The organism is Chryseobacterium sp. HNCC26DJ241 (assembly GCF_057180505.1).
In genome coordinates, this window is sequence record NZ_JBXUGL010000001.1 from 257,623 (window position 1) to 276,890 (window position 19,268).

Annotated in this window: 16 protein-coding genes; 10 read left to right on the plus strand and 6 right to left on the minus strand. The window is 33.8% G+C overall.

Features of this window, described 5'->3' with window-relative positions; genetic code table 11:
- Positions 1–27: 27 nt before the first annotated feature.
- Positions 28–591 (minus strand): N-acetyltransferase family protein, encoded by a 564-nt coding sequence (locus AC2A1C_RS01175; RefSeq protein WP_484022661.1) that lies wholly within the window; start codon positions 589–591, stop codon positions 28–30.
- A 14-nt stretch (positions 592–605) separates the two neighbouring features.
- Complete coding sequence (gene glgB / locus AC2A1C_RS01180) at positions 606–2,867, minus strand: 1,4-alpha-glucan branching protein GlgB (RefSeq protein ID WP_484022663.1); 2,262 nt, start codon at positions 2,865–2,867, stop codon at positions 606–608.
- Positions 2,868–3,117: 250 nt separating this feature from the next.
- On the opposite strand from glgB, the gene AC2A1C_RS01185 reads away from it, so the two are divergent.
- From AC2A1C_RS01185 to AC2A1C_RS01220, 8 genes are all read left to right on the plus strand, one after another.
- Positions 3,118–4,248 carry an alpha/beta hydrolase gene (locus tag AC2A1C_RS01185; RefSeq protein ID WP_484022665.1) on the plus strand — a complete coding sequence of 377 codons (1,131 nt, stop codon included), beginning with the start codon at positions 3,118–3,120 and terminating at the stop codon, positions 4,246–4,248.
- 115 nt (positions 4,249–4,363) lie between these two features.
- A complete protein-coding gene (locus tag AC2A1C_RS01190) occupies positions 4,364–5,782 on the plus strand; it encodes a leucyl aminopeptidase family protein (protein WP_484022667.1) in 1,419 nt (472 codons plus the stop codon).
- A gap of 140 nt (positions 5,783–5,922) precedes the next feature.
- Positions 5,923–7,131 carry an ATP-grasp domain-containing protein gene (locus AC2A1C_RS01195; RefSeq protein WP_484022669.1) on the plus strand — a complete coding sequence of 403 codons (1,209 nt, stop codon included), beginning with the start codon at positions 5,923–5,925 and terminating at the stop codon, positions 7,129–7,131.
- Between the two features lie 37 nt (positions 7,132–7,168).
- Positions 7,169–7,882 (plus strand): alpha/beta hydrolase-fold protein, encoded by a 714-nt coding sequence (locus AC2A1C_RS01200; RefSeq protein ID WP_484022671.1) that lies wholly within the window; start codon positions 7,169–7,171, stop codon positions 7,880–7,882.
- A gap of 47 nt (positions 7,883–7,929) precedes the next feature.
- Positions 7,930–8,883, plus strand: coding sequence for an ATP-grasp domain-containing protein (locus tag AC2A1C_RS01205; RefSeq protein ID WP_484022673.1), 954 nt, complete (start codon positions 7,930–7,932; stop codon positions 8,881–8,883).
- A 48-nt stretch (positions 8,884–8,931) separates the two neighbouring features.
- Positions 8,932–10,038: a carboxylate-amine ligase gene (locus tag AC2A1C_RS01210; protein WP_484022675.1), complete on the plus strand. Its 1,107-nt coding sequence runs from the start codon at positions 8,932–8,934 to the stop codon at positions 10,036–10,038.
- A 56-nt stretch (positions 10,039–10,094) separates the two neighbouring features.
- Positions 10,095–10,928: a type 1 glutamine amidotransferase gene (locus tag AC2A1C_RS01215; protein WP_484022677.1), complete on the plus strand. Its 834-nt coding sequence runs from the start codon at positions 10,095–10,097 to the stop codon at positions 10,926–10,928.
- Between the two features lie 247 nt (positions 10,929–11,175).
- Positions 11,176–12,357, plus strand: a complete 1,182-nt coding sequence (locus AC2A1C_RS01220) for a hypothetical protein (protein WP_484022679.1) — start codon at positions 11,176–11,178, stop codon at positions 12,355–12,357.
- 63 nt (positions 12,358–12,420) lie between these two features.
- Here AC2A1C_RS01220 and AC2A1C_RS01225 read toward each other — a convergent pair whose 3' ends face one another.
- Positions 12,421–13,701: a replication-associated recombination protein A gene (locus AC2A1C_RS01225; RefSeq protein WP_484022681.1), complete on the minus strand. Its 1,281-nt coding sequence runs from the start codon at positions 13,699–13,701 to the stop codon at positions 12,421–12,423.
- 235 nt (positions 13,702–13,936) lie between these two features.
- Between AC2A1C_RS01225 and yidD the strand changes: the two genes are divergently transcribed.
- Positions 13,937–14,185, plus strand: coding sequence for a membrane protein insertion efficiency factor YidD (yidD, locus tag AC2A1C_RS01230; protein WP_484022683.1), 249 nt, complete (start codon positions 13,937–13,939; stop codon positions 14,183–14,185).
- A 418-nt stretch (positions 14,186–14,603) separates the two neighbouring features.
- Positions 14,604–15,470: a prolipoprotein diacylglyceryl transferase gene (lgt, locus tag AC2A1C_RS01235; protein WP_484023151.1), complete on the plus strand. Its 867-nt coding sequence runs from the start codon at positions 14,604–14,606 to the stop codon at positions 15,468–15,470.
- Between the two features lie 54 nt (positions 15,471–15,524).
- On the opposite strand, the gene AC2A1C_RS01240 is transcribed toward lgt, so the two are convergent.
- The 3 genes from AC2A1C_RS01240 to AC2A1C_RS01250 are packed head-to-tail and all read right to left on the minus strand — an operon-like array spanning position 15,525 to position 19,164.
- On the minus strand, positions 15,525–16,130 hold the full coding sequence (locus AC2A1C_RS01240; protein ID WP_484022685.1) for a DUF2911 domain-containing protein: 606 nt from the start codon (positions 16,128–16,130) through the stop codon (positions 15,525–15,527).
- A 23-nt stretch (positions 16,131–16,153) separates the two neighbouring features.
- Positions 16,154–17,995, minus strand: a complete 1,842-nt coding sequence (locus AC2A1C_RS01245) for a hypothetical protein (RefSeq protein ID WP_484022687.1) — start codon at positions 17,993–17,995, stop codon at positions 16,154–16,156.
- 17 nt (positions 17,996–18,012) lie between these two features.
- A complete protein-coding gene (locus AC2A1C_RS01250; RefSeq protein WP_484022689.1) occupies positions 18,013–19,164 on the minus strand; it encodes an ABC transporter ATP-binding protein in 1,152 nt (383 codons plus the stop codon).
- Positions 19,165–19,268: the final 104 nt, after the last annotated feature.

A 19,268-nucleotide genomic window follows, 5' to 3' on the forward strand; every position in this document is an offset into this window, starting at 1 on the left:
TTATTCTGAATTCAGTAAAACTCATCATTACTGATTTTTATGTTCTTTGTTTTTATAAATATCATACATCATATCGTAGTTTTTTCCATTGTACAAAAACTCACCGAGAGTATAAAATCCATTTTTTTGATAAAATTTAACCGCCTTATCATTGTCTGCCTGAACTCCACCCCAAAGAATAATTCGGTCTACTTCCAAATTTTCTAAATCCGATAAAATAAAATGAAACATCGTATTTCCCAAATTCTGACTTTGCCATGAATCGGCAACAGAAGGAGCAAAAGTTGCATCTTTTTGGTGATCCAAACTCAAACCGTAAGATTGAAGTCGAAAACTATCATGCTCTAAAAATCCTTTTCGAATAATGGAATATGCCACAAAATCCGATGTTTCCAAATCTTCAGCAATATATCCTAAATGATTTGGGTCATTGTAAAAATCAGCAACAGCATGCCAATCAAAACGATGCGGCTCGAATCTACTTTTTGTTTGATGACTCAACTGATCCAAATAATTGCACAATTTATGATAATCATGATCCGTTAGTCTACGAATTCTTACTTCCTTGTCATGTTTGGTTTTTACGATCATTTTTCACAAAGAAATTATGGATTTTTCTTTTTTACTTCACCGTCAGCTTTTTTTACACGAGAAGTTTTCGGTTTTACTTCTTCTTTCGGTGAAGAAGTAGATTTTTCGGAAATTTTAGGAGCTTTTACTACAGAAGTTTTTTTCTCCGGAGTAGCTTTGGCTTTTTCAACAGGAGTCTTTTTGGGTTTCGGAGTTTCCGTTTTATCGGCTTTTGTAGTTTTTTTACTTGCTGGTTTTAACGGTTTTTCCGCAGTTGTTTTCTCTAAAGAAGCATTTTTTACGGCCTTAGTTTTCGTTTCTTTTGCAGCAATTTCCCCATCAATAGTAGGTTTGGTAATTTCTAAATGCTTTTTAGAAACTTTAGCTTTCTTAATTTTTTTTTGTTTCAAAACAATTCCTGCAAGTGGTGGAAGTTTCAGAACGATATTATTCGGACGGAACATCCATTCATCATCTTCTTCATCTACAATTTCGGCTGCTACTCCACTTCCTCCATATTTTTCATCATCAGAATTTAAAATAACGTCCCAATTGGTACCTTCATCTACTCCAATTTTATAATCGAAAACTCTTGGTGTAAGATTTAGCACCGTCATCGTTACATCATCTTCATGTTTTCCTTTTCTTAAATAGACGTAAATAGAATTCAGTCCGTCATTGGCTTCGATCCATTCAAAACCTTTTGAATTGAACTGGTTTTCGTAAAGCGAAGTCTCCGTCTGATAAAGATGATTCAAATCTTTTACAAATCGCTGCAAACCTTTATGAACCGTATGTTCCAACAAATGCCAATCCAAAGAAGCTCCAAAATACCATTCATTAGTTTGCCCGAATTCATTTCCCATAAATAGCAATTTTGCGCCGGGATGCGTAAACATATAAGTATAAAGTGCACGAAGATTTGCAAATTTTTGCCATTCGTCTCCAGTCATTTTATAGATCATACTTGCTTTTCCATGCACCACTTCGTCATGAGAAAGCGGCATCATATAATTTTCATTATACATATACATGGAAGCAAAAGTGAGCTTATTGTGATGATATTTTCTGTTGATAGGATCTTCTTTAAAATATTTTAATGTATCATGCATCCATCCCATCATCCATTTCATTCCGAAACCAATTCCTCCATCATGAACGGGAGTTGTAAGCATCGGAAAATCCGAACTTTCTTCGGCAATCGTCATTACATCAGGATAATTTTTATATACATTGATATTAAACTCCTGAAGAAAATCTTTCGCTTCAAGATTCACATTTCCTCCAAACATATTCGGTTCCCACTCTCCTTCATTTCGTGCATAATCCAAATATAGCATAGAAGTTACTGCATCCACACGAAGTCCGTCTGCATGATAACGATCCAACCAAAATAATGCATTTGAAATTAAGAATGATTTTACTTCCGGTCTTCCGTAATTGAATAAATGTGAATTCCATTGCGGATGAAATCCTTTTCTCGGATCTTCATGCTCGTAAAGGAAAGTTCCGTCGAAATAATGCAATCCGTTTGCATCTCCCGGAAAATGGGACGGAACCCAGTCCAGAATTACTCCGATATCATTTTTGTGAAGTTCATCAATTAAAAACATCAAATCCTGTGGAGAACCAAATCTCGAATTTGCAGCATAAAATCCCGTAACCTGATATCCCCAACTTGGTTCATAAGGATGTTCCATTACCGGCATGAATTCTACATGAGTGAATTCCATTTCTTTTAAATAAGGAATCAGACGTTCTGCTATTTCCCGATAATTAAAAAACCGTTTTGGATCATCCGTTCCGCGCATCCACGAACCAAGATGCATTTCGTAAACAGAAATAGGAGCTTTAAGATTATTTTTTTTGTGGCGTTCTTTCATCCAGTTTTCATCTGTCCATTCATACCAATTGGTAGAAACTAAAGAAGCTGCCTGTAAATTTTGTTCCCAACTCAAAGCATAAGGATCGCTTTTTTCCAGAAGTTCGCCTTTATAGCTTCGGATGGCATATTTGTACAATGTTCCCCAAGTTAAACCAGGAATAAAGCCTTCCCAGATTCCGGACTGATCCCATCTTGGAAAAAGTTTGTGCGTTTCGGAATGCCATCGGTTAAAATTTCCGATTACCGAAACTTCTGTAGCATTGGGAGCCCAAACTGCAAAGTATACTCCGGACTGACCTTCTTGTTCCATTGAGTGAGAACCAAATTTTTCATAAAGCCTGAAGTGCTTTCCTTCACGAAAAAGATAAACATCTTGTTCTGTAAAACGTGTTGCGGGGCGGACAGAATTCATCAATAAAAAGTTTTTAAAAAATATTTATGCTCTAAAGTTAAATAAAATAACCCTTAATTAAGACTATATTTTTATCTATTAGAAAAGATTTTGTTTAAAAATTTATTTTCTAACTTCAATATTAAAAAATATACTTTTCAGAAACAATTAATTCCATCAATTTAGATAAAAAATCTTGATATGACGATTAGAATTTTTACCTGCCAAAAATATTTTCTAATTTTACCCCTTAAATACAGAAAACAGGGGAATGAGATTTAATCTTTTTACGGATGATTTGGATGCAAGAGATATATACATTACTGGAAATTTCAACTCTTGGAATCCAAAAGACCCAAACTTTAAACTTACAAAAAAAGACAACAACAATTTTTATATTGATATTGCTGATGAACGTCTTGCCGAAAAAATAGAATATAAATTCACAAAAGGAGGTTGGGAAAATGTAGAACTCGACCTACACGGAAATATTACACCTAACCGGAAAACTGAGAAAAAACTAAAGGAAACAAAAGATAAAGTCAAAAAATGGCGTTTGAACTGGGGACCTTTTAAACAGGAGTTTTTCCCGATTGTAGAAGTCATTTCGGAAGAATTTTACATTCCGCAATTGGATCGATACAGAAAAGTTTGGGCTTTGCTTCCTTATGATTATTACACTTCTGAAAAATCTTATCCTGTTTTATATCTTCAGGATGCTCAAAATCTTTTTAACGAAGGTAGCGAATACGGAAATTGGGAAATTGACAAAAAACTTTCGCTTTTAGCTGAATATGGAAGAGGCGATGTTATTGTAATAGCAATCGATCATGGAAAAGAATCCCGAATCAGTGAATATATTTTTGACAACGATACCGTTTCCAAAGGTTCGGAAGGCAAAAAATACATCCGTTTCATTACCGATACTCTAAAACCTTATGTAGATCAAAAATATCGAACAAAGAAGGAACGCGAATTCACCGGAATTGGCGGAAGTTCTTTAGGTGGATTGATTAGTATTTATAGTGGTTTTCTGTATCCTGAAGTCTATTCCAAACTTTTAATTTTTTCGCCGTCACTTTGGGTAGAGCCTCACAATAATTTTCCGATGCTCAGTTTCCGAAAACCTTTCAAAACCAAAGTATATCTTTATGGAGGCGAACTGGAAGGCTCTAAAATGGTAAAACGGATTCATATTTTTGAAGAAAGCCTTCATTTTTGGGAAGAAAAAAATCTTTTCGATTTTGAAATCCGCACCAATATCAATCCGGAAGGAACACACAACGAATTTTATTGGTCTCAGGAATTTCCAAGAGCAATAGAATGGCTATTTTACGACAATACGGAAAATCCTGTAGAAGTTACTCCGAAGCAAAATATGCAATATGAAGCGGATGATTAAAACATCAACCCTTTCAAAATTTGAAACTATGAAAAAGTTTATATAAAATTTAGTTTGTCAGGCTGAGCGAAGTCGAAGCCTCTTTCAAAAACTGTTCACACATTAAAAATCAAAAATGAAACTATCTCTTTCCTCAAAATCTCAAAAAAATTACAATCAGATTTTTTCTTTTTTCACTGAAAAAACATGGAAAAAAGCAAAGAAAAATTACCCGAAAAATACAGAACATTTTTTCTCCGGAAAAAAGAGTGAAACGTTCATTATCATCACTGAAAAATCGGCAAACTATCTGATTGGTTTGGGAAGTGATTTTCAAAATTTTGAAATCCAGAAAGTTGCAAACGATTTTTCACAAAAAAATAAAAAAAACCTCCAATCTGTTTCTACAAAAATTGAGGCTGAAGATTTGGATGAAAACCAATTTCAAGAAGTTATAAAAGGATTGTTTTTAGGAACGTATCAATACCCTTTCCAACCGGAACACCCATTTTGGAATGAAAAATTTGAAATTCATTTTGAAAATTCAGATCAAAAAAAACTGGACGAAATTTCAAAAAATACATTAGCAATTTGCAATGGGCAATTTGCGTGTATGGATTGGCTGAACAAACCGGCAAACTTCAAAAAAACAGATGATGTTTCTGCTTTTTTGAAAGATATTTCCAAAAAATATAAATTCAAATACACTGCATTTGATAGAAAAGAATCCAAAAAATTAGGTTTAGGTGCTTTTCTTTCCGTCAATCAGGGAAGTTCAATGGATTGTGCTTTCACGATTATCGAATATAAATCTTCAGCAAAAAATGCAAAAACAATCGGGCTTGTAGGAAAATGCGTTTTATTCGATACGGGAGGAATTTCTATAAAACCTTCCGATAATATGCATTACATGAAATCGGATATGGGAGGTGCAACCGCAGTAATCGGGACATTAATTGCTGCTGCTGAAATGAAACTCCCTGTTAATATAATTGCCATTTTGCCAATTACAGATAATGCAGTTTCCGAAAAATCCTATCTTCCAAGCGATGTTATTACAGCTTACAACGGAAAAACCATTGAAGTTCTGAATACTGATGCAGAAGGAAGAATGACACTTGCAGATGGACTCTCCTATATTTCCAAAAATTACAAGACCGATGTACTTATTGATTTAGCCACATTGACGGGAAGCGCAGTACGAATGTTCGGAGATACTTGCGGAGCTTTATTTTCTAACAATGAAAACCTGAAAAGTTCTTTGATAGAATCTGCTGATAAAACCAATCAAAGATTATGGAATCTTCCGCTTTGGGAAATATGGAAAGAAGATTTCAAATCGGATGTAGCAGATTTTAAAAATATTTCAATGAAACCAATTGGTGATTGCATTATTGCAGCCAAATTTTTAGAACAATTTATTGAAAATCATCCGAACTGGGCACATCTTGATATTGCAGGTGTAGCTTTTGGAAACGTAAATTACGCCAAAGAAAAGGCGGCAACAGGATATGGAGTTCAACTTTTGGTAAATTTCATAGAAAATTTACGCTAAAAATTAGGGTATTAAAAAAATTCTCTGTATAATTGAAAGGAGATTTTCAAATCTGAAGGTTTTTTGAAAAATCAATATTGATTATTTAATAAAAAAAATATTTCTTTTTTGAAAATTCATTAATTCTTTAAAAAAAGTATATGGAGGAGAAAACAATTGTTTGCATTTCTTGTTATTACAAAGGATATGATTTTATGGATGAGATGAAAAAACTCGGAAATAAAATAATCCTTATTACATCAGAAAATTTACGTGAAAAAAACTGGCCTTGGCATGCAATAGACGAAGTTTTTTATATGCCCGAAATTTCGCCTTCTGTCTGGAATTTGGAACACTTGGTTCAGGGATTTTCTCATCTGATGACCACCAGAAAGATTGATGCTATTGTTGCTTTAGATGATTATGATGTAGAAAAAGCGGCTCTCGTTCGGGAAACTTTCAGAATTCCGGGAATGGGACAAACAACACATCGATATTTCCGTGATAAACTGGCAATGCGACAACAGGCAAAAGATACAGGAATCAGCGTTCCCGAATTCACTTCCATATTTAACAACGATGTCGTTCACGAATTTACGCAAAAAGTTCCGGCTCCTTGGGTTTTAAAACCTCGTTCCGAGGCTTCAGCAAGCGGAATCAAAAAACTGAATTCTGCCGAAGAACTTTGGGCTGTTATTGATACATTGGGAGAAGAGCGTCATCTTTTCCTTTTGGAAAGTTTTAAACCGGGAGATGTATATCATGTTGATAGTTTGGTTTACAATAAGGAAATTGTTTTTACCTGTTGTTCAAAATATCTTGCAACACCAATGAAAGTTTCGCATGAAGGCGGTGTTTTCAGAACCAAAACATTGAATCGTTATTCGGAAGAATTCAAATCTTTGAATGAAATCAATACTGCTGTTCTTACAAAATTTGGTTTGGTAAACGGTGCTACTCACAGCGAATTCATAAAAGGAGAAGACGGAAAATATTATTTTCTGGAAACTTCTTCCAGAGTTGGTGGTGCACACATTCCTGATCTAGTGGAAGCTGCAACGGGAATCAATATTTGGAGAGAATGGGCAATTTTAGAAAATGCCCTTTTGAGAAGCCAAAAATATGAAGTAGGCAAACCAACCGGTTTTTTTGCAGGTCTAATTGTAGCTTTGGCAAAAGAACTACATCCTGATACTTCCGAGTTTGAATGCGAGGAAATATATCAGTTTCTTCCAATAGATTACCATATCGGTATTGTTTACAAATCTGACAGTGAAGAAAAAATTCAGGAAAAATTGGATGAAGCTACTGCAAAAATCACCGAAAAAATTCTAAACATTCTTCCTCCGAAGGATAAACCAACCTCATAAAAATAGAAATTAGAAAATAAATTTTAAAAAGTAAAAAATGCCGAGAATAGAGCACACCGATTATTATTCGCACATTTTAGGAATGAGTCTGAAAGTGGAAGTAACCGGACATTATGGATATCCGATTATAATGTTTCCCACTTCGCAAGGTTCTTATACACAAAATCACGATTTTCATCTTAATGACAGCATCAATTGGTTTGTAGATCAGGGAATTGTAAAATTATACAATGTACAGACAATAGATGGCTTAAGTTTTTATGATAAAGGAATTCATCCTCATGACAGAATCCGAAATTATGAATTATGGGTACAATTCATGCATCAGGAATTTATTCCTTATATTCAGAAAGTTCATCAGACACATAGAGTTGCATTAGCCGGAGCAAGTTTTGGTGGTTATCACGCTGCCAACTTAGCATTTCGTTTTCCGGATCTGGTTTCGCATCTTTTTTGTCTTTCCGGTGCATTTTCGATAAGGAATTTTATGGATGGATATTCCGGTGATTATGTTTACTTCAACTGCCCAAGAGAATTCGTAAAAAATGACGAAGCCTGGAAATACAAACACATGCACATTGTTCTAAGTACTTCCGATGAAGACATTTGCTTGGAACCAACTCGTGAAATGGCGGGACTTTTAAATTCCAAAGGAATCAACAATTGGTATGATGAACGAAAATGGATCAACCATGACTGGCCACTTTGGAGAATGGTTTTCCCAATGTTTATTGGTCGCTTTTTTGGGTAAAAGCGATGAAATTTAAATTAAAAAAATAAAATCTTTAAATAATAACTATGGCAAAAAAAGTAGGAATTTTATTCGGTATGGAAGACACATTTCCGTGGGCTTTCATTGATAAAGTAAATGAACTCGGAAACGGCGAGATTGTTGCAGAACCTGTTTCTATTGATAAATTGGAACAAGGAGCAGATTATGGTTATGCTGTAATCATCGACAGAATTTCGCAAGACGTTCCTTTTTACAGAGCATATTTGAAAAATGCTGCATTGAATGGAACTTACGTTATCAACAATCCTTTTTGGTGGAGTGCAGACGAAAAATTTTTTAATAATGCTTTGATGACAAAACTTGGAGTTCCGCTTCCGAAAACAGTTCTGCTTCCTTCACACGAAAGACCGACTAATACTACGGAAACTTCTTTCAGAAATTTGAAATTCCCTCATGATTGGGATTATATTTTCAATTATGTTGGCTTCCCGGCTTATATGAAACCTCATGACGGAGGTGGCTGGAGAAATGTTTACAGAGTTGAAAATCCTGAAGATATGTGGAATAAATTGGGCGAAACGGAACAATTGGTAATGATGGTTCAGGAAGAAATAATTTTTGAAGATTATTATAGAGTATATTGTCTTGGCAAAAAATACGTCCACATTATGCCTTATGAACCAAGAAATCCGCATCATTTAAGATATGCAACCACCCATAAAACAGAAGGTGAAGCAAGAGAAAAACTGTTAAAAGAAATCCATGATTTAACGATCAAAATGAATGAAGCATTGGGTTATGATTTCAATACAGTAGAATTTGCGGTAAGAGATGGAGTTCCTTATGCAATTGATTTTTGCAACCCAGCTCCTGATGCAGACAGAAATTCTGTAGGCGAAGAAAATTTTGCATGGATTGTAGAACATGCTGCAAAATTAGCTGTAGAAAAAGCAAAAGAATATGTTCCGGGAAAACCGAATATTTCATGGGGTAATTTTGTAAAAGATTCCGTTAAGTAAAAATATTCTGGTTTTGATATATCAATAATTGTAAAGAACACAAATATTATGCACACATTCACAATAGGCGTAGAAGAAGAATATCAGATCATTGATGCAGAATCTAGGGATTTGGTTTCGCACGTTTCCAAAATAATCGAAGGCGGAAAAGCAACCTTGAGCGAACACCTCAAACACGAAATGCATGAATCCGTTGTAGAAATGGAAACAGGAATTTGTGAGAATATCCAGCAGGCAAGAGACGAGCTGTATTCCTTGAGAAGAAGACTTATCAAAACTGCTCATGATCAAAATCTGCGTGTTTCCGGAGGCGGAACTCACCCATTTTCCAGATGGCAGGATATGACCATTACAAAACATGATCGTTACGACAAAATTGTGAATGATCTCGGAGACGTAGCAAGGTCAAATCTAATTTTTGGATTACACGTCCATATAGGGATTCCGGATCGTGAAGAAGGAGTAAGAATCCAGAATGTGATGCGGTATTTTCTACCCCACGTTTATACACTTTCTACCAACTCTCCTTTTTGGTTGGGAAGACAAACCGGATTCAAATCCTATCGTCAGGAAGTTTTTGCAAAATTTCCAAGAACGGGAATTCCAAGCTATTTTGCCAGTGTTGCAGAATTTGATGCTTATGTAAATTTGATGATCAAAACCGGAACCATCGACAATGCTAAAAAAATATGGTGGGATTTAAGAGTTCATCCCTTCTATCCTACTATAGAATTCAGAATTTGCGATATGCCTTTACGTGTAGATGAAACCGTTTGTCTTGCTGCAATTATGCAGGCTCTTACTGCAAAAATCTACAAACTTCATCAGCAAAACCTTACATTCCGCCCGTACAGAAGACTTCTTCTGAATGAAAATAAATGGCGTGCTTCCAAAGACGGAATCCATGCACATCTAATTGACTTCGGAAAAGAAGAAAGTGTACCTTATGAAAGTCTTTTGCAAGAACTTCTGGAATTTATAGATGATGTAGTAGATGATTTAGGATGCAGAAAAGAAGTAGAATATGCATGGGAAATTATGAAGCGTGGAACTGGGGCAGACAGACAACTAAAAGTTTTTGAAGAAACCGGAGATTTGAAAAGTGTTGTTGATTATATGATTTCTGAAACAGAATACGGAATTACACATCATTAGAATTTTAAATTCATTTTTATTAATTTTGCACCAGAATTAAATTATATTTAAAAATAATGAAGAAGATAAAACTTGCGCTTTTGGACATGAATAACAATACTGTCAATCAGGGTATGCGCAATATCAGGGAAATTTCTCAGTCTTTCAAGGAAAACTCCGAAGAAGATATAGAAATTGAAATTTTTGATGTACGCTACAAAAATGAAATTCCCAATGTAGCAGATTTTGATATTTTCATTTCATCAGGAGGTCCTGGAAATCCTCATCGCGAAGGTTATGAATGGGAACAAAAATTTGCCGATTTTCTTGATGAAATCTGGACTCACAATAAAAACAACGAAAACAAAAAATATTTGTTTCTGATTTGCCATTCTTTCCAATTGGCAAGTATCCATTGGAAATTGGGAAATATTTGTAAAAGAAAATCCTATTCTTTTGGTGTAATGCCTATTCATAAAACGGAAGAAGGAAAAGAAGATTTCCTTTTCAAAAATCTTCCTGATCCTTTCTATGCAGTAGATTCTAGAGCATATCAATTTATAGAACCAAACGAAGACCGTTTTGAAGAAATGGGTATGAAAATCGTGGCTCTCGAAAAAATTCGTCCACACATTAATCTGGAAAGAGCAGTGATGGCTATTCGTTTTTCCGACGAAATTTTCGGAACACAATTCCATCCGGAAGCTAATCCTGACGGTTTTTTGAAAAATCTGGAAGACGAAAAAAACAAGCAAGCCATGATTGATAATTACGGAATGGAAAAATATCTGGAAACTATCGACAGAATGGATGATCCTGATAAAATTCTTTTAACACAAGCACAAATCCTACCTCGCTTTTTGCAAGATGCTACTGAGCAAATTTTGCAGAAAGAATGCAGTATTTGTTAGATCATTTTAGAAGCTGTTTGAATTATATAATCCTTATTTAAAACCACAAAAGACACAAAAATTTTGTTAAGTTTAAAAACTTTGAAGACAAAAGTTCGCATAAGAAAATCTTTGATTTTCAAAACTTAAATGTTCTTTAATGAGCTTTTTAATAGTTTTAAATTTAACTTAAGTGTATAAAACTTTTGTGCCTTTTGTGGTCTTATTTTTGTCAATTTTAAATCTTTATTGAAACCAATTACCAACTATGATTCCAAAATACAGAGAGCAATTCAACAGTGAGTTTACTCCGGAAAAATATAACGAAGTTCTTGACAAACTTAAAGAAAAAGGCAGAATAAGACCTCTTTTCCGTGTTTCTGAAAGTCCGGTTTTCATGACAAAAGATTTTAAAGAAAAACTGAATGATGCCTGTGAAAGCATTATTACTCAAATTAAAAACATGGGTGATGAAGAACTGCAGAAAGCCATTCCTGAAAACTGTAATGTTCCGAATGATACAAAACAGCCTCATTTTTTCACTATAGATTTTGGAATTTGTGAAAATGAAAAAGGAGAAGTAATTCCGCAACTGATTGAACTTCAAGCATTCCCTACTTTATACGCTTTTCAAAAAGAACTTCAGAACGCTCTTTGCGAAGTGTATCCTTTTATTAATGAACTGAAGCCGGAGATGAATGATGAAGAATATTATCAGGAATTAAAAGAACTTTTAATCGGTGATGAAAATCCTGAAAATGTAATTCTTCTCGAAATATACCCTCACAAGCAGAAAACCAATATTGATTTCTATCTTACCGAAAATAAATTAGGAATCAGACCTGTTTGTCTTACCGAAGTAAAAAAAGACGGCAGAAAACTGTATTACGAAAAAGACGGAAAAAATATTGAAATTAAAAGAATCTACAATCGTGTGATTTTTGATGAACTGGACAATATTCCCGATTTGAAAACCGATTTCGATTTCCGTGAAGATGTGGATGTAAAATGGATAACGCATCCGAATTGGTTTTTCAAGATCTCAAAATTTCTTCTTCCAAAATTAGAGCATACTTATGTTCCGAAAAGTTATTTCCTGAATGAGTTCCCTGAAAATGAAAATCTTTCCGATTTTGTTTTAAAACCTCTATTTTCTTTTGCAGGAAGTGGTGTAAATCTCAATCCAACTCAGGAAGTTATTAATGAAATTTCTGATAAGGAAAATTATATCATGCAGCGAAAAGTTTCTTATGCTCCACTTTTCAAAGATCCGAACGGAGAATTTTCAAAAGCAGAAATTCGATTGCTATATATTTGGAAAGAAGATGAAGACCGTCCAAAACTAATGGAACATTTAGTAAGAATGACAAAAGTGGCAATGGTAAATGTAGATTTCAATAAAAAAGATGCAATCTGGATTGGCGGAACTACCGCTTTTTTTGAGAAATAGATTTACAATTCAAAAGTAATAATTACGAATTACGGCAAAGCAAAATCAACCGTAATTCGTAATTTATTTATACTTTCCTTTCCATTTCTTCTCAAGTTCTTCCTTAATTTTTTTCTCTGTAGAATTATTTCCCGGTTCGTAAAATTTAGTTCCGGAAATTTCGTTTGGCAAAAACTCTAAATCCACAAAATTCCCTTCATGAGAATGGGCATAATCATAATTTTTTCCATAATCCAAATCTTTCATTAGTTTGGTAGGTGCATTCCGCAAATGAAGCGGAACAGCTAGATTTCCTGTTTTTTTTACAAAATCCAATGCTTCATTTATGGCTAAATATGTAGAATTACTCTTTGGTGAAACCGCAAGATAAACCGCACATTCACTCAAAATAATTCTGGCTTCCGGATTTCCGATTACATTTATTGCCTGAAAACAATTATTGGCAATCACCAAAGCATTCGGATTTGCCAAACCGATATCTTCTGCTGCAAGAATCAACATTCTTCGTGCTATAAATTTAATATCTTCGCCACCTGCAATCATTCTGGCTAACCAATAAACAGCACCATTCGGATCACTTCCACGCATGGATTTTATAAAAGCCGAAATAATATCGTAATGCTGCTCTCCATTTTTGTCGTAAAGTGCCATTGTTTCTTGCAAAACACCCATTACATCATCATTGGAAATTTCTTTATTTTTAGAATTTTTGAACTGATTCAGAACCAATTCCACAGAATTAATCAATTTTCTGGCATCACCTCCGGAATATTGGATAAATGCTTCCTTGTCCTTGATTTTAAAATTTGCTCCTTCTTCTTCATTGAATTTCTCTAATGCAATCTCCACAAGTTCTTCTAATTTTTCATAGCTCAACGATTTCAGAACATAAACTTGTGAGCGTGAAAGCAAAGCGGAAACCACCTCAAAACTTGGATTTTCGGTAGTAGCACCAATCAATATGATCCAACCTTTTTCCACGGCATGAAGCAAAGAATCCTGCTGAGATTTATTAAAGCGGTGAATTTCATCAATAAACAAAATCGGAGATTTTCCTGAAAAAAGGTTTTGTTTTTTTGCCTCTTCAATCACATCACGAACGTCTTTTACTCCTGAAGAAACGGCTGAAAGCTTGAAAAATTTTCTACCGGATTTTTCAGAAATAATTTCTGCAAGAGTGGTTTTTCCGGTTCCGGGTGGTCCCCAGAAAATAAGGGAATTCAGAGTATCATTTTCCAGCATTTTACGGATTGTTCCGCTTTTTCCGGTAAGGTGTTCCTGTCCGAGAACTTCATCAAGTGTTTTCGGGCGTAGTTTTTCAGCAAGAGGAATATTAGAGTTCAAAATTTAAAGTTTATTGTTAAAAGTTCTGACATCCGAAAAATAGATACCCGAAATAATTAAAATTTTAAAGCACTTGATTTTAAAGCGAATATCTAAAATCTGAATTTTGCTACTAATTATTTTAAAATGAGGTGTAACATTTTTCAAAATGAGTTACTAACTGATGGGTGAAGCAACAGTATTTCAAACAAATTTACATTAATTTTAAAAAATTTTAGCCTATTTTTGCATTGTTTTGAAACTGACATTCAATAAAATCATTACTTTTCCTCTGGTAGTTTTCATCAAAATTTACCAATGGTTCATTTCGCCCCTACTTCCGAAAAATTGCCGCTACGAACCTACTTGTTCCCATTATATGGTGGAAGCATTGCACGTTCATGGAATTTTTAAAGGATTTTGGCTGGGACTGAAGAGAATCGGAAGATGTCATCCATGGGGCGGAAGCGGATATGATCCTGTCCCTCCAAAACACAATCATTAATTTTAAATTTTTACTAAAAAACATGAATACTATCTTTTTGAAACTTTGGATCATTATTTTATCCTTTTCTGTTCAGAGTTTTATTGCACAGGTTTATCCTGATGGACTTTCCGATGCGACGCTTCAGATAAATTCAGAAAAAATTCCGGTGAAGGTTTTTTCTTCCACTGATTTTTCGACTTTTCGGGATTTTTCTGAAAAAAATCTGAATAACTCATTGGTAATTGTAAATGAAATCAATTTCGAACCGGGAGATGAGGCTAAAAATGAATATAATAAAAATACGATTGCAAAATATCAGAAAGATGGCTATCAATTTTTAGATGAAAACTTCAAACCTTCTGCACCAGAAAATATTTCTACAGTAAAATATTTATTAAAAAGCGATAAAAAAATAACGACTACCGACAAAGTAGATTTGGAAACCGAATATAAAATCTGGGATCCATCAAAAGGCATTAAATTAGGACCAATCACGCTGCATTTTTATAGTCTGATGTTTATTTTTGCTTTCGGATTAGGCTATGTTTTGATGACCAAAATTTTCAAAATTGATAATGTAAACATAAAATATCTTGATCCTCTTTTTACATGGACTTTGATCGGAACCATTCTCGGAGCAAGATTAGGACACGTAATATTTTATCAACCGGAACTTTTCAAGCAGGATTTTTGGAGCGTTTTTCTTCCGATTCAGACAAAACCTGAATTCAAATTCACAGGATTTGCCGGATTGGCAAGTCATGGAGCTACAATCGCACTGATTTTCACCACTCTTTATTATTCCATTAAAATTATTAAGAAAAATCCTTTTTGGGTTTATGACAGATTGGGAATTGTAGTCGCTTTAGGCGGTGCTTTTGTGAGAATGGGAAATTTTTTCAATTCCGAAATCATTGGAAAACCTGTTGCCGAAACATCTCCATTTGCTTTTCTTTTTCCACAAATGAGTGATGAATACGGAGTGACCGTTCCACGTTATCCTACTCAGCTTTTTGAAGCAGCCGGATATTTTCTATTGTTTATTTTGCTTTGGTTTCTTTATAAAAAAACGGATAAAAAATATCAGCAAGGATGGCTTTTCGGATTATTTTTTATCATTCTTTGGGCAATACGTTTTTTTGTAGAATTTTTAAAAGAACCTCAAGGCGACGAATTCATCAGCTTTGCCGGATTGAATACGGGACAAATTCTTTCTATTCCATTCATCATTGCCGGATTTGTCATTATGATCACGTCTAAAAAATTCAGAATTACGCAAGCCGAAAACGAAAAACCAGAATAAAAATAAAACCGGAAATTTCCGGTTTTTTTATTTACTCAATAGATAAAAATGTTGTTATTCTTTTGTTTTCGCAGCATCTCTTTCTATCTGCTTTATATCTTTCAATTTTTCTATAATTTTTGTTACCACTTCCGGTTTTCCTTCTTTTACCGGTACAACTACTTTTGTAGTATCCCAAGTGAAAACAAGATTAGCAGAACGTTCATCAATTGGATCCAGAGCTATTTCGAACCATTCCTGCTTTTCATTCAACTTTTGTACAGGAACTGTAATTTCCAAAACGTTCAGTTTTTCATTATAATCAAAAGCGCCCCATTGTTGGGAATCTTTGTTCAGAATCACTTTCCACTCTTTTTCGGTAGGAATCACAAATAATGCATACGTTCCGGAAGGAACATATTTCCCTCCAAAATTTAAAGACTGACCAAACGAAATTTTAGTACTAGAATTAGCTCCGGCTCTCCAAACTTTTCCATAAGGAACCAAATCTCCGAAAATTTTTCTTCCTTTTACTCTTGGTCTTCCATAATCAATTGAAATTTTCGTTATTGAAAACTGTTGCTCTACTTTTTGTCTCGGACTTGCCGGTGACAAAGCAAATTCCTGAGAATAAGCAAAAACAGAAGCAGATAAAAATACAGTAAATATTAGCTTTTTCATTTGAATAAATTATAGGTTAAAAATTATTGTGGTAATGCTTTCCATTTCTGAAGAACAGCCGTGTAAAAATACATAAACAAAAAACCACAAACCAAAATAATGTAACTCAAATTAAATCCAAGATATTCAATAATATTTTGAGGACAATGAACATTAATTGCTCTATCACAATATTCTTTCTGGTGGATCGATATAATTCCGAAAAGAAGAAAAACAAAAAATACAAATCCGTTCATACTGATATTTACAAAAATAGAAAGCACAAATTTTCGGACACTTTTTATCATAAATACCGGAACAGAAAGTATAACACTACCCACAAATAAAAGCAGATAGGTTATAAAAAACTCTTCGTTACTTCCTACAGATACAGAATACAGAACTGAAATCAAAGTGATAATCAAAGTCAAAATCCCAGCGGAAACAACACTGAATAATAATGATCTCAAACCTGTTATCCTGAAACTAAACACCAACGCAGAAAACAAAAAAGCCAACCATAAATAAATATGAATGTTTTCCGAAACAAAATCGGTATTCTTAATGGTATCCACATTTGCTAAAACCTCTTTCAAATCCTTTGAATAATAATAGTAAGCTGTAAGATTTTCCTTAAAATAATTTTCCGGCGATAGCTGGCTATCTACATCCGGATTAAAATCTTTCACATTTATGGAATCATCTTGTACAGGAGCTGCTGCTTGATAATCAGGATAATTTTCTTCGTAATATCCATTAGGATTATAGCTTTCTTCATTTTGAGCTTTATATTTCATTATGAAATGACGCACTTCAAAATTTTCCGGATGATTCACCATTTTCGCCCATGCTTTTGCATCCAGATTATTTCTTATCTGATACTCTTTTGAAATTTTTAAAAAGTCTGAAAATAGTTTTTCAATTTCTGCAGGATTTTTCCGATTCAAGAGTTCTGTCGTTTCCTTATTAATTCTATAACTTTCTCTTTTATAAACATTGTCCACAATTGATCTCTGCTCATAATTTTCAGTATAGTAGCGATCAATAGTAAAGAAAGATCTGGGTGTTTTATCAATTTGATAAAAGACATTAGAAAAATTATAATAGCTTAAGCCTGTTGTTTTAATGTACGGAGAAACATCTACTACTTCTTTTTTAAAATAATATGTACATAAATTGCCTTTATCATCCCTAAAAACTTCTTCTATTCCGTTGCTTTTCTCCGGTTGCGGAATTTCAAAATCTCTATAACCTTCCTTACTATAAACCGTTTTGGAATAAAGAGAATAAAACTGATAAACTCTATTACTGAAAACAAAATATTTTTTGGTGCGATCTATCTTACTAATATCTCTTTCGCAATATAAATTGTAAAAAACATTGGGATACAGCCTGTTTTCCAAAGTATAATTTTCTAAATCCTGAGACAAGAAAGGTTGTACTCTATTGATAATTTCTACATTTTTCTTCATTGTTTCATCATCATATTTCTGGAAAATAAAAAGCCTGAAACCAAACATATAGGAAAAATAAAATGTGGTACACGCAAAAACAATGACAAAATATTGAAAAAATTGGGAAAAAAGTTTCCATCTTGATGAAGGATAAAAATTCTTGAATGCATTATTCCTGAACATCGTTACCAGCCAAATCACAATCAGTAAAAGTGAAATAATAAGGTGAATGAAAACAATCCCATTTTCGAAATAATCGAAAATAGCATTAGAATAGTGAAGCGAAACAGGATTATAATGAGAAAAATAGCCAACAGTAAAAAAGATAATATGAATAACTAAGCTCACCAGAAGCATCCATACTATTTTTGTATTCCATGTTGTAGGATAGTTTTCCAGAAGGTATTGATTGATTGTATTAATTTTTTTCATTTGTGATCGATTGAAAATTAGTTTACAAAAAATCTTCTCGTAGAAGAAGAAATATTGCGGATATAAATAATTTCGATTTTGGCATTTCCCAAAGCTACCATTATAGTAGAAAAATCGGTTTCAGGAGAAAAATACGCTACATACACTCCTCCATTGAAATTAAGTTTTTCAAGGCTGAAATTTTTGAAAATTTCCAATAAATCTTCTCTTGAATTTGGAGTATCAATTTCAATAATCAAACTATCACTTTCATTATTTTTCAATTCGGAATTGTCTTTGTATTGACCGTTTTTCAGGAAAATTACCTTATCTGAAACTTTTTCTACTTCATACAATTGTTGAGAACTTAAAATCAACGCAATTGGGTGATTCACAGAATTAGCTATTGATTTTAAATCTTCCAAAATGACCTGTTGTGCAAGAACGTCAAGATTTGCTAAAGGCTCATCCAAAAGCAGAATTTCAGGTTTTCGAAGAAGAGTTCGGGCTAGTTCAAAACGCATTTTGTATCCGGAAGAAAGTTCGCTCCATTTCAGATGCTTATAATTCCAAAGACCAAGACGTGCAATCATCATCAGTGTTCGTGTTTCGTTTTCATCAGGATGTATTCCGTAATTGGAAAGTACAAATTTTAGATTATCTTTCAGACTTCCGTACCATTTTGCCGTTCTTTGCGGAATGTAGACCAATTTTGTGCGGAGATCAAATTCATTTTTCGGTTCAATATCGAATGAATAATGAAGCTCACCTTCATTAAAAGAAATTTCTTTTGCTAAAATTCTTAAAAGTGTGGTTTTTCCGTTTCCGTTCTCTCCCACCAATCCGTAAACCTGCCCTTTATTGATTTCCAAAGAAACTGGACCTAAAGAAAACCGATTGCTTCCATAAGATTTCAAAATATTTCTTGCTCTCAACACGGATTTTTCCAGTGATTGTTCTTTCACCGGAATTTTTTCAATTTCCTGAAGAAGATTTTTTGATCTTTCAATAAGCTCATCTGTGTAGGTTGGATATTGCTCTTTCCAGTCGGTTAATGCGATGGTTTTTTTATAGATTTCCATATTTTGGGTATCCATTGCACAATCGAGCAATTTCCGAAAACCAAGAACAGTGTCTTTGTTGTCGAAAAAGTGATATACTTCACTCACACGTTGCTGATGTTTCGTCATTTGGTTTTTAATTATTAATTGTATTGCTTAAAGATAGAAATTTTTGAATCTGATTTCAATAATTCACAAAAAAAGAACGCAAAAATGCATTCTTTTATATTTAA

Bases quoted from the DNA above. Each gene is read 5' to 3' on its own strand.
- AC2A1C_RS01175 (WP_484022661.1), bottom strand. From the start codon at position 591: ATGATCGTAAAAACCAAACATGACAAGGAAGTAAGAATTCGTAGACTA.
- glgB (WP_484022663.1), bottom strand. From the start codon at position 2,867: ATGAATTCTGTCCGCCCCGCAACACGTTTTACAGAACAAGATGTTTAT.
- AC2A1C_RS01185 (WP_484022665.1), top strand. From the start codon at position 3,118: ATGAGATTTAATCTTTTTACGGATGATTTGGATGCAAGAGATATATAC.
- AC2A1C_RS01190 (WP_484022667.1), top strand. From the start codon at position 4,364: ATGAAACTATCTCTTTCCTCAAAATCTCAAAAAAATTACAATCAGATT.
- AC2A1C_RS01195 (WP_484022669.1), top strand. From the start codon at position 5,923: ATGGAGGAGAAAACAATTGTTTGCATTTCTTGTTATTACAAAGGATAT.
- AC2A1C_RS01200 (WP_484022671.1), top strand. From the start codon at position 7,169: ATGCCGAGAATAGAGCACACCGATTATTATTCGCACATTTTAGGAATG.
- AC2A1C_RS01205 (WP_484022673.1), top strand. From the start codon at position 7,930: ATGGCAAAAAAAGTAGGAATTTTATTCGGTATGGAAGACACATTTCCG.
- AC2A1C_RS01210 (WP_484022675.1), top strand. From the start codon at position 8,932: ATGCACACATTCACAATAGGCGTAGAAGAAGAATATCAGATCATTGAT.
- AC2A1C_RS01215 (WP_484022677.1), top strand. From the start codon at position 10,095: ATGAAGAAGATAAAACTTGCGCTTTTGGACATGAATAACAATACTGTC.
- AC2A1C_RS01220 (WP_484022679.1), top strand. From the start codon at position 11,176: ATGATTCCAAAATACAGAGAGCAATTCAACAGTGAGTTTACTCCGGAA.
- AC2A1C_RS01240 (WP_484022685.1), bottom strand. From the start codon at position 16,130: ATGAAAAAGCTAATATTTACTGTATTTTTATCTGCTTCTGTTTTTGCT.
- AC2A1C_RS01245 (WP_484022687.1), bottom strand. From the start codon at position 17,995: ATGAAAAAAATTAATACAATCAATCAATACCTTCTGGAAAACTATCCT.
- AC2A1C_RS01250 (WP_484022689.1), bottom strand. From the start codon at position 19,164: ATGACGAAACATCAGCAACGTGTGAGTGAAGTATATCACTTTTTCGAC.